General features: G+C 72.3%; 15 protein-coding genes. 4 read left to right on the forward strand and 11 right to left on the reverse strand.

Going from position 1 to position 14,714, the window contains the following annotated elements:
• Nucleotides 1-141, forward strand: a 141-nt coding sequence (locus tag JWN97_RS21280; protein WP_363321305.1) for an HNH endonuclease, incomplete at its 5' end; no start/stop codon positions are given.
• Nucleotides 142-288: 147 nt separating this feature from the next.
• On the opposite strand, the gene JWN97_RS16670 is transcribed toward JWN97_RS21280, so the two are convergent.
• Nucleotides 289-900, reverse strand: a complete 612-nt coding sequence (locus JWN97_RS16670; protein WP_297625149.1) for a hypothetical protein — start codon at nt 898-900, stop codon at nt 289-291.
• A gap of 37 nt (nt 901-937) precedes the next feature.
• Nucleotides 938-1,927, reverse strand: a complete 990-nt coding sequence (moaA, locus tag JWN97_RS16675) for a GTP 3',8-cyclase MoaA (RefSeq protein WP_297625152.1) — start codon at nt 1,925-1,927, stop codon at nt 938-940.
• A 59-nt stretch (nt 1,928-1,986) separates the two neighbouring features.
• On the opposite strand from moaA, the gene JWN97_RS16680 reads away from it, so the two are divergent.
• Nucleotides 1,987-2,889, forward strand: a complete 903-nt coding sequence (locus tag JWN97_RS16680; protein WP_297625155.1) for an SURF1 family protein — start codon at nt 1,987-1,989, stop codon at nt 2,887-2,889.
• Here the strand turns inward: JWN97_RS16680 and JWN97_RS16685 are convergent.
• The 4 genes from JWN97_RS16685 to JWN97_RS16700 all read right to left on the reverse strand — a co-directional run bounded on the left by JWN97_RS16685 (nt 2,833) and on the right by JWN97_RS16700 (nt 8,007).
• Entirely contained in the window at nt 2,833-3,603 is a 771-nt protein-coding gene (locus JWN97_RS16685) for an SDR family oxidoreductase (RefSeq protein ID WP_297625157.1), read from the reverse strand. The genes JWN97_RS16680 and JWN97_RS16685 overlap by 57 nt on opposite strands.
• Nucleotides 3,604-3,621: 18 nt before the next feature.
• Complete coding sequence (locus JWN97_RS16690; RefSeq protein ID WP_297625159.1) at nt 3,622-5,511, reverse strand: ABC transporter ATP-binding protein; 1,890 nt, start codon at nt 5,509-5,511, stop codon at nt 3,622-3,624.
• An 82-nt stretch (nt 5,512-5,593) separates the two neighbouring features.
• Entirely contained in the window at nt 5,594-6,379 is a 786-nt protein-coding gene (locus tag JWN97_RS16695; RefSeq protein ID WP_297625162.1) for an enoyl-CoA hydratase/isomerase family protein, read from the reverse strand.
• Between the two features lie 29 nt (nt 6,380-6,408).
• Complete coding sequence (locus tag JWN97_RS16700) at nt 6,409-8,007, reverse strand: ABC-F family ATP-binding cassette domain-containing protein (protein ID WP_297625164.1); 1,599 nt, start codon at nt 8,005-8,007, stop codon at nt 6,409-6,411.
• 108 nt (nt 8,008-8,115) lie between these two features.
• Here JWN97_RS16700 and JWN97_RS16705 point away from each other — a divergent pair, with 108 nt between their 5' ends.
• A complete protein-coding gene (locus JWN97_RS16705; protein WP_297625167.1) occupies nt 8,116-9,054 on the forward strand; it encodes a neutral zinc metallopeptidase in 939 nt (312 codons plus the stop codon).
• Between the two features lie 6 nt (nt 9,055-9,060).
• Here JWN97_RS16705 and JWN97_RS16710 read toward each other — a convergent pair whose 3' ends face one another.
• Genes JWN97_RS16710 through JWN97_RS16725 form a run of 4 tightly spaced genes read right to left on the reverse strand, consistent with a single transcriptional unit; the run spans nt 9,061 to nt 13,070 of the window.
• Nucleotides 9,061-9,963 (reverse strand): phosphotransferase, encoded by a 903-nt coding sequence (locus JWN97_RS16710; RefSeq protein ID WP_297625169.1) that lies wholly within the window; start codon nt 9,961-9,963, stop codon nt 9,061-9,063.
• Between the two features lie 10 nt (nt 9,964-9,973).
• The gene (locus tag JWN97_RS16715) at nt 9,974-11,539 is read right to left on the reverse strand and encodes a hypothetical protein (RefSeq protein WP_297625172.1); all 1,566 of its coding nucleotides are present in this window, start codon (nt 11,537-11,539) and stop codon (nt 9,974-9,976) included.
• Nucleotides 11,536-12,438, reverse strand: a complete 903-nt coding sequence (locus tag JWN97_RS16720; protein ID WP_297625175.1) for an ABC transporter ATP-binding protein — start codon at nt 12,436-12,438, stop codon at nt 11,536-11,538. Before JWN97_RS16720 ends, JWN97_RS16715 begins: the two co-directional genes overlap by 4 nt.
• A 26-nt stretch (nt 12,439-12,464) precedes the next feature.
• Nucleotides 12,465-13,070, reverse strand: a complete 606-nt coding sequence (locus JWN97_RS16725) for an acVLRF1 family peptidyl-tRNA hydrolase (protein ID WP_297625178.1) — start codon at nt 13,068-13,070, stop codon at nt 12,465-12,467.
• Between the two features lie 86 nt (nt 13,071-13,156).
• Here JWN97_RS16725 and JWN97_RS16730 point away from each other — a divergent pair, with 86 nt between their 5' ends.
• On the forward strand, nt 13,157-14,113 hold the full coding sequence (locus JWN97_RS16730; RefSeq protein ID WP_297625180.1) for a superoxide dismutase: 957 nt from the start codon (nt 13,157-13,159) through the stop codon (nt 14,111-14,113).
• Nucleotides 14,114-14,149: 36 nt separating this feature from the next.
• Here the strand turns inward: JWN97_RS16730 and JWN97_RS16735 are convergent, their stop codons facing one another.
• The gene (locus JWN97_RS16735) at nt 14,150-14,713 is read right to left on the reverse strand and encodes an NYN domain-containing protein (protein ID WP_297625184.1); all 564 of its coding nucleotides are present in this window, start codon (nt 14,711-14,713) and stop codon (nt 14,150-14,152) included.
• Between the last annotated feature and the right edge of the window lies 1 nt (nt 14,714).

Below are 14,714 nucleotides of genomic sequence, written 5' to 3' on the forward strand. Positions count from 1 at the left end.
GACCCCTGGCACCACGGCGGTCGAACCGACCTGACCAACGCGGTCCTGCTCTGCCAGCACCACCACCACCGCGCCCACGACACCAGCCACCGCACCGACCTCCTCCCCAACGGCGACCTCCGCTTCCACCGACGCAGATAGGAGCGGGTCAGGACGCGGAGCGATCCGTGATGTCGACGGGCTCGTGAGGAGGACCGTCACGCAGGAGCCTCGACAGGAGGTCGCCCAGGTTCGGCGGGAAGATCGGGTCGGTGGTCTCGCGCCCTGCGTCAGGGGCACGCCCAAACCCTAGAGGGCGTCGATCCACGCGTGCCCGGGATGAGCCATCGACAACGCCGACCTGAGCCACGTCCGCGGACCCGACTCGAGGAGCGGCGCGCACGCCTCGAAGTCGGCCTGGTCCTTCGGCCTGAGCCCACGAGCCTTGTGGAGCAGCTGCACCTCCGGGCGGAGGTAGGCGATGCCGTCCCGGGTCCAGGTGATCTCGGACAGCGGGAGGCTGATCCGAGGATCACGCTTGAAGGTCCAGGTCGTCGACGTGGTGTGCATGAGGATCACGTCGTACTCCCAGGGGTCCGCGCCGCTCGCGCGCAACCAGAGGTTCTCGCAGGTGTCCGACAGCGTGTCCTCCGGCTCCACCATCGGCCGGAGGCTGCCGTCGTCCGCCTGCCAGACGTCGAGGCGCCCGGACAGGTGCCGGCGGAGCCCAGCGACGTCCGACCGCGGGATGCTCGGGTCGACGTCGTCGTGCCCACGCGCGACGTCCGTGAACGCCTCGACGGCCCAGCCCCCGGCGATCCACCACGGACCGGCGTAGCCCTCGAACAGCGCAGCAGCGTCCTGAGGGGTGCGCGCCAGCCACGGACCGTAGAGGCGCACGATCTCGTCATGGTCCGGCACGAGAGGGACGCTAGACGAAGGAGGGGTCGCCGCGGACCTAACCGCCGATCGCCGACATCGGCCGATCGGGCTGGAGGAAGGTCACGTCGTCGATGCCGTGGCCGGCCCGCTTGCCGAGCATCGCGATGACCCAGCGCTCGGCGATCTCCTGGTCGGTCGCACCGGAGCGCAGCGCCGTACGGAGGTCGGACTCCTCGCGGGCGAAGAGGCAGTTGCGGACCTGGCCGTCGGCGGTGAGGCGGACGCGGTCGCAGTCGCCGCAGAACGGCCGAGTGACCGAGGCGATGATGCCGACGGTGGACGGCCCGCCGTCGACGTCGAAGAGCTCGGCGGGGGCGCTGCCGCGCGGCTCCCCGTGCGGCGTCAGGGTGAACTCGGCCGTGAGCTGCTCGAAGATCTCGTCGGCCGTCACCATCGCGGTGCGACTCCAGTCGTGCTGGGCGTCGAGGGGCATCTGCTCGATGAAGCGCAGCTCGTAGCCGTGTGCGACGGCCCAGTGGAGGAGCTCAGCGGCCTGGTCGTCGTTGGTGCCGCGCAGCAGCACGGCGTTGAGCTTGATCGGCCCGAGCCCGGCAGCCTTGGCCGCCTCGAGGCCCTCGACGACGTCCTTGAGCCGGTCGCGGCGGGTGATCGTCGCGAAGGTCTCCGGGCGGACCGTGTCGATGCTGGCGTTGATCCGGTCGAGGCCGGCGTCGGCCAGTGCCTGCGCGGTGCGGGTGAGACCCAGCGCGTTCGTCGTCAGTGAGGTCTCGACGCCGAGGGCGTGGGTGCGGCCGACGATGTCGACCAGTCCGCGGCGCAGGAGGGGCTCCCCGCCGGTGAAGCGCACCTCGCGGACGCCGAGCTTCTCGACGCCGATCGTGATCAGCCTCACGACCTCGTCGTCGGTGAGGGTCTGGTCGGTGGGCAGCCAGTCGAGCCCCTCCGCCGGCATGCAGTAGTTGCACCGCAGGTTGCACCGGTCGGTGAGCGAGACGCGCAGGTCCGTGGCCACGCGGCCGAAGCGATCTGCGAGAGGAGTCGTCACGTGCCCACCCTATCGAGGTACCCCTCAGACGCTCAGGACGTCCCGGATAACCTCGGCGCGTGCACACGCTGCGGTTCCTGGTCTCCCGCCGCTGGATCGCCTTCGCCCTGGTGGTCGTGGCCCTCGCATGGGTCGCCTGGCGTCTGGGCGAGTGGCAGTTCCACCGCCTGGACGACCGCTTGGAGCGCAACGCGATCATCGAGCGCAACGAGAAGGCAGGGGCCGACCCGGTCACCGACGTCTTGGCGCCCGGCCGCGCGGTGGCGCAGACCGACGAGTGGCGGATCGTCGAGGCCACGGGCACCTACGCGGTCGACGACACGGTGATCGTGCGCTACCGCACGCGTGACGGCGAGGCCGGCGTCGACGTGGTCGTGCCGCTCGAGCTGGCCGACGGCACGAGCCTGCTCGTCGACCGCGGGTGGTACGCCACCGACAACCGGGGCGCGACGACCGCCGACGTTCCGGCGCCGCCCGACGGGGAGGTCACCATCACCGGGTGGGTACGCCAGGACGCCGAGGGCGACAGCACCCAGGTCACCGATCGGTCGACCCGTGCGGTCGACAGCGAGCGGATCGCCGACGCCCTCGACCGCGAGGTCCTCGGCGGCTGGGTCGACCTTCGCTCGGAGTCCCCGGAGCCAGCGACCGCACTGCTGCCGGTGGAGCTGCCGGAGCTCGACAACGGTCCGCACTTCTTCTACGGCCTCCAGTGGTGGTTCTTCGGGGCCCTGGCGATCTTCGGGTTCTTCTTCCTCATCTACGACGAGCTGCGGGGCGGTCGCGGGCCGCGGCCGACGCCCGAGGGCCCGCCGACGGGCCGGCCGGGGGCTGCTCCCCGGCCCGTGGCGAAGAAGCGCCGCACCTGGCGGGAGATGCTGGAGCCGAACGACGAGGACGACGGGTCAGAGGACCCGAAGCAGGCCCCCGTCGACCGGGAGCATCACGCCCGTCAGGAATGACGCCGCCGGCGACAGCACGAACGCCGCCACCGCACCGAACTCCCGCGGCTCGCCGTAGCGGCCGAGCGGGATGGTCGCCTCCGCGGCCCTCCGGGCGGCCGCCGCGTCGCCGGTCGACGCGTCGAGCTCGGCGACCCGCTCGGTGGCGATGCGGCCGGGCAGCAGCCCGTTGACGCGCACACCGCGCGGGCCGAGCTCGTCGGCCAGCGTCTTGGCGACCATCGCCAGGCCCGGACGCAGGCCGTTGGAGATCGCCATCTGGGGCAACGGCGCCCGCACGCTCGACGACAGCACGAGGCCGAGCGAGCCGCCCTCGGGCAGCGCCGTGCCGATCTCCCGTGACAGGCGTACGGCGCCGAGGAACACGGACCCGAAGGCCTCGCTCCACTGCTCGTCGGTGATGGCGGTGACCGGGCCCTTCGGCGGACCACCCACGCTGATCAGCGCGCCCTCGAGACGGCCCCAGGCGTCCTGCGCCGCGGCGAGCAGCCGGGCGGGCGTCCGGACGTCGGTGTTGTCGGCCACCACGGCCACCGCTGCGTCACGGCCGGCGGAGGCGTTGAGCCTGGCCACCGCCTCGTCGAGCGAGCCCTGCGACCTCCCGGAGATCACCACCCGGGCCCCCTCGGCGACCAGCGCATCCGCGCTGGCACGGCCGAGCCCACGAGCTCCGCCGGTGACGATGTAGACACGGTCGGTCAGCTGGAGGTCCATCACCCGACCTTAGCCAGATCAGCCGGGCACGGCTGCCGTGGGCGCCTCACGGAACTGGGTGGCGTGGAGGGTGGCGTAGAGCCCGCCCGCTGCGAGCAGCTCGGCATGGGTGCCCTGCTGGACCACCCGCCCGTCGTCGAGGACGAGGATCAGGTCGGCGTTGCGGACCGTGGAGAGACGGTGCGCGATCACGAGCGACGTCCGTCCCTCGAGGGCGGCGTCGAGCGCGTGCTGGACCGCCGCCTCGGACTCGCTGTCGAGGTGGGCCGTCGCCTCGTCGAGCACGACGATCGAGGGCGCCTTGAGCAGCAGCCGCGCGATGGCCAGGCGCTGCCGCTCGCCGCCGCTGAGCCGGTAGCCCCGGTCTCCCACGACGGTGTCGAGACCGTCGGGGAGGGACCGCACCAGGCCCGCGATCTGTGCGGCCTCCAGCGCGGCCCAGACATCGGTGTCGTCGGCGCCTGGACGGGCGTAGAGCAGGTTGGCGCGGATGGTGTCGTGGAACATGTGCGCGTCCTGGGTGACGTAGCCGACGACGTCCTCCAGCGACTGCAGCGTCACGTCGCGCACGTCGTGCCCGCCGACGCGGACGGCACCGGACTCGACGTCGTAGAGCCGCGCGACGAGGTGGGTGACGGTCGTCTTGCCCGCACCCGAGGGTCCCACCAGCGCGACCATCTGTCCCGGCTCGGCGCTGAAGGTGACCTCGTGGAGCACCTGCCCGGAGTCGCGCGACTCGGTGCGCGCCACGGTCTCGAGGGAGGCCAGCGAGATCTGGTCGGCGCGCGGATAGGTGAAGGCGACGTGGTCGAACTCCAGTCGTGACGCGGTGCTCGGCAGCGCCACCGCGTCGGGCTTCTCCTGGATCAACGAGGGCAGGTCGAGCACCTCGAAGACCCGGTCGAAGCTGACGAGCGCGGTCATCACGTCGATGCGGACGTTGGAGAGGCCCTGGAGCGGCCCGAGGAGCCGGGTCAGGAGCACGCCGAGGGCGACGATGGTGCCGACCGAGAGGTCGCCCCGGATGGCGAGCCAGCCGCCGATGCCGTAGACGAGCGCGGTGGCCAGGGACGGCACGAGCGTCATCGCGGCGAAGAAGATGCGGGTCAGCATCGAGATGCGCACCCCGAGGTCGCGCACCACCGCGGCCTTCTGGGCGTAGGCGACGTCCTCGGACTCGCGCCGGCCGAACAGCTTGAGGAGCATCGCGCCGCCGACGTTGAAGCGCTCGGTCATCGCGTTGCCGAGGTCGGCGTTGCCGTCCATCTGCTCGCGGGACAGGTCGGCCAGGCGGGACCCGACCAGGCGCGAGGCGAGGAGCAGGATCGGGAAGAGCGCCAGGCACAGCACCGTCACCGGCCAGCTCAGGAAGAGCATCGTCACCCCGACCACGACGGCCGCGATGATGTTGCCCACCGTGCCCTGCAGGGTGGAGGTGAAGGCCCGCTGGGCGCCGATGACGTCGTTGTTGAGCCGACTGACGAGCGCGCCGGTCTGGGTGCGGGTGAAGAACGCGAGCGACTGCCGCTGGACGTGGGCGAAGACCTGGGTGCGGAGGTCGTAGATGAGGCCCTCACCGATGCGGCTGGAGAGCCATCCCGTGACCAGCCCGAAGCCCGCGTCGACCACGGCGACGACCGCGACCAGGACGGCCAGCCACACCACGAGGGACGTGTCGCCGGTGCGGACGCCGTCGTCGAGGATCAGCTTGAGCAGCAGCGGCGGCACCACCACGAGGGCGGCGTCGACGACCGTGATCGCGAGGAACGCGGTGATCAGCCGGCGGTGCGGCCCGGCGAACGCCAGCACGCGGCGCACGGTCTGGCGCTCGATCTTGTTGTCGACCACGCTCCGGTCGCTGCGCAGGTGTCGCCACGGCGGACCGCCTGCTCCGGGCCCCATCGACATGCGTGCTCCTCTTGGTCGTCACCCATCGAACCACCCGGCACCGACAGTTGTTCCGTGGTGGTGCTCGGGCCGGTCCGGAGATTCAGCTCGCGAAGGCTGCGGCCACGGCCCGGAAGCGGCGTACCTGCGCCTCCCGCTCGAGCCGGCGCTGCTCGTCGAGGTCGCGGTCCGCCGCTCCCTGCAGCAGGGCCTTGGTCTCGGGCACGACGCCCGGCATCGGGGCGATCAGGGACGCGGCGAGGTCGGCGACAACCGCGTCCAGGTCACCCGTCGGCACCGCGGCGAGGGCCAGGCCGATCCGCACGGCCTCGTCGGCGGGCACCACGCGGGCGGTCGCGCAGATCTCCAGCGCGCGGGCGTAGCCGACGTGCTCGACCAGCGGCTTGGTGCCGGTGAGGTCGGGCACGAGGCCCAGCGCCGACTCCTTCATCGAGAACTTCGCGTCGTCGGCGACGACGCGCAGGTCGCACGACAGGGCCAGCTGGAACCCGGCTCCGATGGCGTAGCCGCGCACCTTGGCGATCGAGACGAAGCGCGGGTCGCGCAGCCAGGTGAAGCCGCCCTGGAACTCGTCGATGCGCGCGGCCGCCTCCTCGTCGCTGAGCGCGAGCAGCCCCACGACGCTCTCCTGGCCGGACGTCGACGGGTCGAGCATGGCGCGGTCGAGCCCGGCGGAGAAGGTCTCGCCCTCCCCCGTCACGACCACGACCCGTACGTCGTCGGGGAGGCCGCGGCCGAGCTCGCGGAGCGCGATCCACATCGCCGGAGTCTGCGCGTTGCGGACGTCGGGCCGGTCGAGCGTCACCGTCGCCACCGGACCCTCGATCTCGAGGCGGAGGCCGACAGCAGCAAGGTCTTCTGGACTCATGGGCGCCACGCTACTACTGGTGAGTAACGTCAGGCGAGGGAGACCAGGTCGGCGTAGTCGTCGCTCCAGAGGTCCTCGTCGCCGTCGGGCAGCAGCAGCACCCGGTCGGGCTCCAGCGCCCGCACGGCGCCCTCGTCGTGCGTGACCAGCACGATCGCGCCCTCGTAGGTGCGGATCGCGGCCAGCACCTCCTCGCGCGAGGCGGGGTCGAGGTTGTTGGTGGGCTCGTCGAGCAGCAGCACGTTGGCCGAGGACACCACGAGGCTGGCCAGCGCGAGCCGGGTCTTCTCGCCACCGGACAGCACGCCGGCGCTCTTGTGGGCGTCGTCGCCGGAGAAGAGGAACGACCCCAGCACGCTGCGGGCCTCGGAGTCGGTGAGCTGGGGCGCGGCCGACTGCATGTTCTCCAGCACCGTGCGCGAGGTGTCGAGGGTCTCGTGCTCCTGCGCGTAATAGCCGATCTTGAGCCCGTGGCCCGGCACGACCTCGCCGGTGTCGGAGGGGTCGACGCCCGCCAGGATGCGCAGCATCGTGGTCTTGCCGGCCCCGTTGAGGCCCAGGATCACGACCCGGCTCCCCCTGTCGATGGCCAGGTCGACGTCGGTGAAGACCTCGAGCGAGCCGTAGGACTTCGACAGCTCGCGCGCGGTGAGCGGCGTCTTGCCGCACGACGCCGGGGCGGGGAACTTGATCCGCGCCACCTTGTCGGCGGCGCGCTCGCCCTCGAGCCCGGCGACCATCTTCTCGGCCCGCTTCAGCATCGACTGGGCGGCCGTGGCCTTGCTGGCCTTGGCGCGCATCCGGTTGGCCTGGTCGGTCAGCGTCTTGGCCTTGGACTCGGCATTGGCGCGCTCGCGCTTGCGGCGGCGCTCGTCGGACTCCCGCTGGGAGAGGTAGTCCTTCCAGCCCATGTTGTAGACGTCGATGACGGCCCGGTTGGCGTCGAGGTGGAAGACCTTGTTGACCGTCTGCTCGAGCAGCGCGTTGTCGTGGCTGATCACGACGAAGCCGCCGCGGTGCGCCTTGAGGTAGTCGCGCAGCCACACGATCGAGTCGGCGTCGAGGTGGTTGGTCGGCTCGTCGAGGAGCAGGATCTCGGCACCGGAGAAGAGGATGCGGGCGAGCTCGACGCGACGGCGCTGGCCACCGGACAGGGTGCCGATCGGCTGCTCGAGGATGCGCGACTCGATGCCGAGGGCGGCGGCCATCTGGGCCGCCTCGGACTCCGCGGCGTAGCCGCCTCCTGCGTGCAGCTCGGCGTCGGCGCGGGTCCACCGCTTCATGCCGCGCTCGTGGATCTTCGGGTCCTCGTGGGCCATGTCGACCTCGGCCTCGCGCAGGCGTCGTACGACGTCGTCGAGGCCGCGGGCGGACAGGATCCGGTCGCGCGCCAGGACGGCCGGGTCGCCGACGCGCGGGTCCTGCGGCAGGTAGCCGATGTCGCCGCTGCGCAGCACCTGGCCCGAGGCGGGCTGGCCCTCGCCGGCGAGGATCTTGGTGAGGGTCGTCTTGCCGGCTCCGTTGCGCCCCACGAGACCCACCTTGTCGCCCGCAGCGATGCGGAAGGTGACGTCCTCCATGAGGAGCCGCGCGCCGGCTCTGACCTCGAGCTTCTGGGCGGTGATCATCGGACGACATCCTACGAAGGGGTGCGCGGCAGAGCCCCATCGGCGACGCAGGCGCTAATGTGCGCAACAGCTCCAGATCAGCGTCACGACCTGCGGAAAGGCACTCCCATGCGGTTCAACCCGAAGGCTGACATCAGCAAGGGTCGCGTCAACGACGTCGGTGGTGGCGGCGGCGCGGGTGGCGGCGGGATGCGCATCCCGATCCCCGGAGGCACGCGTGCCGGCGGGGGCATCGGCGGCGTCATCATCATCATCCTCTTCGTGGTCCTCAGCCAGTGCATGGGCGGTGGCCTGACCGGCGGCGGCAGCGGTGCCGGCACGCAGGGTCAGTCGCAGGGCAACCCGCAGGGCATCGACCCCAGTGACGAGCGCTACGCCAACTGCAAGAGCGGTGCCGACGCCAACGAGGACCCCGACTGCGCCCGCAAGGCCGTCGCCCTGTCGCTCGAGCAGTACTGGGGCACGACGCTGCCGGACCAGGGCGGCACCGACTTCACCCCGGCCTCGATCAACACCTTCGCCGGCGCCGTGGACACCGGCTGCGGCCAGGCCACCTCGCAGGTCGGCCCGTTCTACTGCCCGTCGGACCAGAAGATCTACCTCGACACCACCTTCTTCGAAGACGTCCTCGAGGGGCAGCTCGGCGGCCAGGGCGGCGACTTCGTCGAGCCCTACGTCCTCGGTCACGAGTACGGCCACCACATCCAGAACCTGCTCGGCACGATGGGCCAGGTCCGCACGCAGCAGGGCGCCGACTCCGACGCCGTACGCCTCGAGCTGCAGGCCGACTGCTACGCCGGCATGTGGACCAGGGACGCCAGCGACGGTGACGGCATCCTCGCCGACCTCGACCAGGGCGACATCCAGGAGGCGCTCGACTCGGCCAAGGCCGTCGGCGACGACCGGATCCAGCAGAAGTCCGGTCAGGGCGTCGACCCCGAGGGCTGGACCCACGGCTCGTCGGAGCAGCGGATGGCGTGGTTCACCACGGGCTACGAGGAAGGCACCCTCGAGGCCTGTGACACCTTCTCCGCCAGCCGGCTCTGAGGGCCCTCAGGCGAGCAGCGCCTCGATCTGGGACACCTGGCGCTGCATCGCGCGGATGTACGGCGCCACGCTGGGGTGGCGGAACTTCCCGGCGAGCGCTCCCTCGCCGTCGGCGACCCGGGCGAGCGCCCAGTCGAGGCGCGTGAGCGCGGTGTAGACGGCCATCACCCGGGCGCCGGTCAGCACGTCGTCGACCGAGGCGAGGCCGCCCGGCAGCGCGGCGACGTACGCCTCCACGAGCGGCTCGATGTCCTCACGGGTGGCGAGCGAGAGGTAGCCCAGGTCCGAGCCGACCGGACCGCGCCCGAGGTGCGCCCAGTCGATCCCGACCGCACCGTCGCCCGAGCGACCGGGGATGTTGGCCGCGGAGGGGTCTCCGTGCTGCGCCACCTGGGGCAGGGCGTCGCAGCGGTCCAGCCACGGCGCCCGGTGGGTCCAGAGGTGGTCGGCGATGTCGGCCATCGGCGTCCGGGCCAGGGTGCGCCAGCCGCCGCGGCGCTCGACCAGGCGGAGCCGGCTGCGCAGCTGGTCGCGCGCCAGCCAGGCGTGCTGCCCCAGCTCGACCGCCGCGAACCGCCCCAGGCACGCGGCCAGCCACAGTCCCGGGGCGTCGTGCTGTTCGACGCGCTCGTGGACGAGGGTGATGCCCTCGGCGTCCTCCTCGACCCGCACCACCTGCGCCTCGCGTAACCCGGGCGCCTCGGCCACGACACCACTGAGCGCCACGTCGGCGGCGCGCCGCCAGTAGTTCACGTCGCCCGGCACGAGCGCCCCCGGCGCGTCGTGAGGATCCGGGCAGCGCAGCCGCTTGACCACCACGTCGCGCCCGGCATGGGTGGCCGTCCAGACGCCGACGGTGGCCGGGCCGGCTCCCGGGAGGGAGCGCCATCCCGGCTCGGGTTGCCACATGGGCAGGACGCTAGCCGATGTCGCGGCTGCGATAGCGCGACCAGCCGGCCGCCAGCACGGCCAGTGCCAGCGCGGTGAGCACCAGCTCGGGACCCCAGGCGAAGGACTCGGAGGGGTAGCGCGGGACGTGGTGGTAGGGCGAGAGCCCGACCAGCCAGGCCGGCAGGTCGAGGCTCTCCCCCACCTGGCCGAGGGTCACGCAGGCAGCGACGAGCGCCCATCCGGCGACCGCCCAGCGGCTGCGGACCGACAGCAGGAGCAGGCCGAGCGCCAGCACCAGCCAGACCGCCGGCGCCTGCGCCAGCGCGGCGCCCACGGGGTCGGGGCCGCTGCCCCGGCCGACGGCGGTGGCGGTCCCGGAGACCAGCAGCAGCCACGTCGCTCCCACCACGGCACTGGCGGTCACGGCGAGGAGCAGACCGCGCCGGGAGGTGGCGGTCGCCAGGACCGTCTCGGTCCTGCCGTCGCGCTCGTCACCCGCCGCGCGGGTGACCGCCGAGATCCCGTAGCACGTGATCACCACGGCGACGACGGACGCGAGAGCGGAGACCAGCACGTCCTGCAGGGCACCGACACCACCCATCGCCTCGATGATCTGCCGAGCGTCGCCGCTCCCCAGCATGGAGCCGATGGTGGGGATGATCGACCCCATCAGCACGCCGATCACCGCGATCCCGACGGTCCACCCCACCAGGGCCGTGGACTGCTCACGCCACACCAGCGCGGCGACGTCCCGCAGCCGGGGCGAGCCCTCGGCCGGCCCCGGCCGGTCGGGTACGACGCCCGCGCCGAGGTCGCGTCGCCGACGCAGGGCGACGGCGACGCCGGTCAGCAGCGCGGCCAGCAGCGGATAGCCGGCCAGCAGCCAGATCCGTGGCTCGGACCACGCACTGAGCTGGGTGCCCCAGCCGAACGGGGTCGCCCACGACAGCCACGGGGCCGACGTGTCGCCCACCGCGCGGAGCAGGTAGAGCACGCCGATCACGGCCGAGGCCAGGAAGCCGACGGTCCGTGAGCTGCTCGACACCTGGGCGGCCACGAGCGCGATCGCGGACCCCACCAGCCCGATCCCGGTCCACGAGGCACCGAAGACCAGTGACCCGACGGCCGGGAGGCCGGCCGCGATGTTGCCGACGGCGGCGAGCAGACCGAGCGCCACGCACGCGAGTGCCGCCTCGGCCAGGGCCGCGGCCGTCGGCGCGTTGGCCCCCACCGCGGTCGCGCCCACCAGCTCGGCGCGTCCGGTCTCCTCATCCACGCGCGTGTGCCGGCGGACGATGACGACGCCCATGAACGCCACGAACACGGCGTAGAGCACCGTCATCTTGGTCATCGAGAGCTCGCCGAGGCTGCTCGTGTCGAGGATCGGGCCGTAGAGCGCGACCACGGCGGGGCTGGCGTTGAGCGCCTCGGCTGCCGCGACCCGATCGGCAGCGGTGGCGTACAAGGGGCCGGTGGCCGCGGCACTCACCACGACCATCGCCGACAGGGCGAGCACCCAGGCCGGGGCCAGCACGCGGTCGCGCCGCAGCGCGAAGCGCACCAGCAGACCGGTGCCCTCGAGGCCCCGGCTCACGGGGTGCTCCGTGGCGTGCTCCGGTAGGCGTCGAGGAACAGCTCCTCGAGCGTGGGCGGGGCGCTCACGAGCGACACCACGCCGGCGGCGCTGAGCGTGTCGAGCAGCCGCGGCAGGCCGACCGGGTCCACCGCGGCCGTGACGACCTGCCCGTCCACCTCGACGTCGTGGACTCCCTCGAGGCCGCCGACGTCCGGCACGGGTCCGGAGACCTCGGCGCGCACGCGGTTGCGTCGCAGGTGGCGCAGCTCGTCGAGCGTGCCGGACTCCACGGCGCGGCCGGACCGGATGATCGTGACCCGGTCGGCCAGGCGCTCGACCTCACCGAGGATGTGGCTGGAGAGCAGGACCGTGGTGCCGGCGGCCTTGTGCTCGGCCAGGCAGGTGTTGAAGACCTGCTCCATGAGCGGATCGAGACCCGAGGTCGGCTCGTCGAGGATCAGCAGCTCCACCGGCGCGGCGAACGCCGCGACGAGCGCGACCTTCTGGCGGTTGCCCTTGGAGTAGGCCCGGCCCTTCTTGGTGGGATCGAGCTCGAAGCGCTCGAGCAGCTCCGCGCGCCGGGTCGAGCGCGGATCGACGCCACGCATCCGGAGGAGCAGGTCGATCGTCTCGCCGCCGGACAGGTTGGGCCACAGGCTCACGTCGCCGGGGACGTAGGCGAGGCGGCGGTGGATCTCGGTGGCGTCGCGCCACGGGTCGAGGCCGAAGACGCTCACCGCACCGCCGTCGGTGCGGAGCAGGCCCAGCAGGACGCGGATGGTCGTCGACTTGCCCGACCCGTTGGGGCCCAGGAAGCCGTGCACCTCCCCCGGTGCGACCTCGAGGACGAGGCCGTCGAGCGCCCTGGCCGTGCCGAACGTCTTGACCAGGCCGTCGACCTGGATCGGGTTGCTCACGTGTCACACGCTAGACCGAGGAGCACTCAGGCGTTGGCGACCTCGACCTGGATCGCCTGAGCGTCGGCGATCGACTGGTCGAGCACTGCGCGCCGCGGGTCGGGGACGGGGAGCCAGGGCCCGACCACGGTGACGCGCGTGAGCCGGGGATCAGCCAGGACCGCGTCGACGGCACCGTGGTCGCCGCCCGTGATCACGGGCGCGGCGCCGTCGAGGATGCGGACGGCGTGCTCGGCGGCGGCCTCGTAGGCCTGCCGTGCCTGGTTGTCACGGCGCCGGGCGAACCTCTGCTGGCTCTGCCCGCCGGCCTTCGTGCGTCCCTGCACGTGGCGCTGGCCGATCTTGTGCTCCACCATCTCCGCGCCGTCCATCCGCGCGACCGCGAAGCCGCCCTTGCGGACCAGCAGCACGCCCCACCGCGCCGGCGGCTCCGCTGCCGCGACGAGGGCCGCGGCCTCGGCCGGTCCATCGTACGGCATCGCGAAGGGCAGGTGCGCGACGAAGTGCGAGCCGTCCTGGGCCCGACCGACGAGCGCGCCGTCGTCCACACAGAGGGCGGCGCCGCCGTGGCTCGACGTGAAGTTGTCGACCCATCGCGGCCAGCGGGCGGCGGGGACCAGGACGAGGGGCACCTCGGCAACCTAGCCTGCAGCCGTGCTCGTCGGCGTCCTTGACGTCGGCGCTATCGTCGGTGACCCACCTGCTCTCGGAGGTCCCCGTGCGCCGCATCCTCGTTCCCTGCCTCGCAGCCGTCCTCGGGATCGCAGCCCTGACGACGGCCCCGCCGTCCGTCGGCGCCGTCCCCGACGCCGACCGACCGTTCCCCTCCCGGCTCGAGCTGCCCGACGGGTTCCAGCCGGAGGGCATCGCCATCGGTCCCGGGCCCACCGCGTGGCTCGGCTCGCTCGCGGACGGCGACATCTACCGCCTGTCGCTCCGCACCGGCCGGGGCAAGGTGATCAGCGAGGGTCCCGGGACCGCCTCGGTCGGCCTCAAGTCCGACCGACGTGGGCGCCTGTTCGTCGCCGGCGGCGACAGCGGCACCGCACGCGTCGTGGACTCGCGCAGCGGCGACGTCGTGGCCGACTACACGCTCACCAGCAACACCAGCTTCGTCAACGACGTGGTGCTCGGCAAGGAGGCCGCCCGGTTCACCGACTCGGCGCAGCCCCAGCTCTACCGGGTCGACCTGGGCAGGCGTGGCGCGCCCGGCACCGCCACCACCGTGCCGCTCACCGGCGAGTGGAGGCAAGGAGACGGCTTCGGCGCGAACGGCATCAGCACCACGCCGACCGGCAAGGCGCTGCTCGTGGTCAACTCGACCTCCGGCCTGCTCTACCGCGTCGACCCGGCGACGGGCGTGGCGAGCGAGGTCGACCTCGGCGGCGCGTCGCTCACCATGGGCGACGGCCTGCTGCGCCACGGTCGTCTGCTCTACGTCGTGCGCAACCGCATCAACGAGGTGGCCGTCATCCGGCTCGACCGTCGTGGTGGGAGCGGCAGGCTCGTGCGCACGATCACGTCGGCCAGTCTGGACTCCTCGACCAGCTTCGACGTGCCGACCACGGTCGCCCGGTTCGGTGGCGACCTCTACCTGCCCAACGCGCGCTTCACGACCCCGCCCACGCCGACGACCGACTACTGGGTGACCAAGGTGCGCGCCAGGACCAGGTGATCGGGGGCTCCTGACGCGAACGACGCGGTGGGAACCTCAGAGGAAGTCGAAGGGGTCGAACTCGTCGATCGGGATGATCCTGACCCGGGGCAGCGAGGTGTTGAACGCCGCGATGTCGTACTCGAGGTCGAAGATCCGCAGCCCGGGGAGGTTGCGGAACTGCGAGTTGACGAACTCGGTGAAGCCGATGACGCCGACCTGGCGGCTGCCGTCGCACAGCGCCGAGACCTGGTCGACGAAGTCGCCGTCGTGGCTGACGAGCACGACGTCGGCCTCGCGGTGCACCAGCGCCTCGGCGGTGCGCTGGATGGCGATGTCGACGATCTTGCCCTCACCGCTCAGCGGGATCGGCTTGAAGCCGATCGCGAGCAGTGCCTGGACGAAGCTCGTGGGCATCTCGGTGCTGGCGGCGAGGAAGAACAGACCGGTGACGTCCTGGTCGAAGGCCCGCTCGGCCCACTCGAGCAACCGGTCCCACCGCGGGCGCTCCTCGGGCCGGGGACGCCGACCCAGGATCGAGGTGCCCAGGGTGGCGTCGATGTTCTCCCCGTCGACGAGGAGGTAGGTCATCCGCTCGGCCATGCGAGGACTCTCCCACACC

The organism is Nocardioides sp. (assembly GCF_025965415.1).
GTDB lineage: Bacteria > Actinomycetota > Actinomycetes > Propionibacteriales > Nocardioidaceae > Nocardioides.

Coding starts and splice junctions, on each gene's coding strand:
- JWN97_RS16705 (WP_297625167.1), top strand. CDS start 8,116: ATGCGGTTCAACCCGAAGGCTGACATCAGCAAGGGTCGCGTCAACGAC.
- JWN97_RS16690 (WP_297625159.1), bottom strand. CDS start 5,511: ATGTCGATGGGGCCCGGAGCAGGCGGTCCGCCGTGGCGACACCTGCGC.
- JWN97_RS16685 (WP_297625157.1), bottom strand. CDS start 3,603: ATGGACCTCCAGCTGACCGACCGTGTCTACATCGTCACCGGCGGAGCT.
- JWN97_RS16700 (WP_297625164.1), bottom strand. CDS start 8,007: ATGATCACCGCCCAGAAGCTCGAGGTCAGAGCCGGCGCGCGGCTCCTC.
- JWN97_RS16710 (WP_297625169.1), bottom strand. CDS start 9,963: ATGTGGCAACCCGAGCCGGGATGGCGCTCCCTCCCGGGAGCCGGCCCG.
- JWN97_RS16695 (WP_297625162.1), bottom strand. CDS start 6,379: ATGAGTCCAGAAGACCTTGCTGCTGTCGGCCTCCGCCTCGAGATCGAG.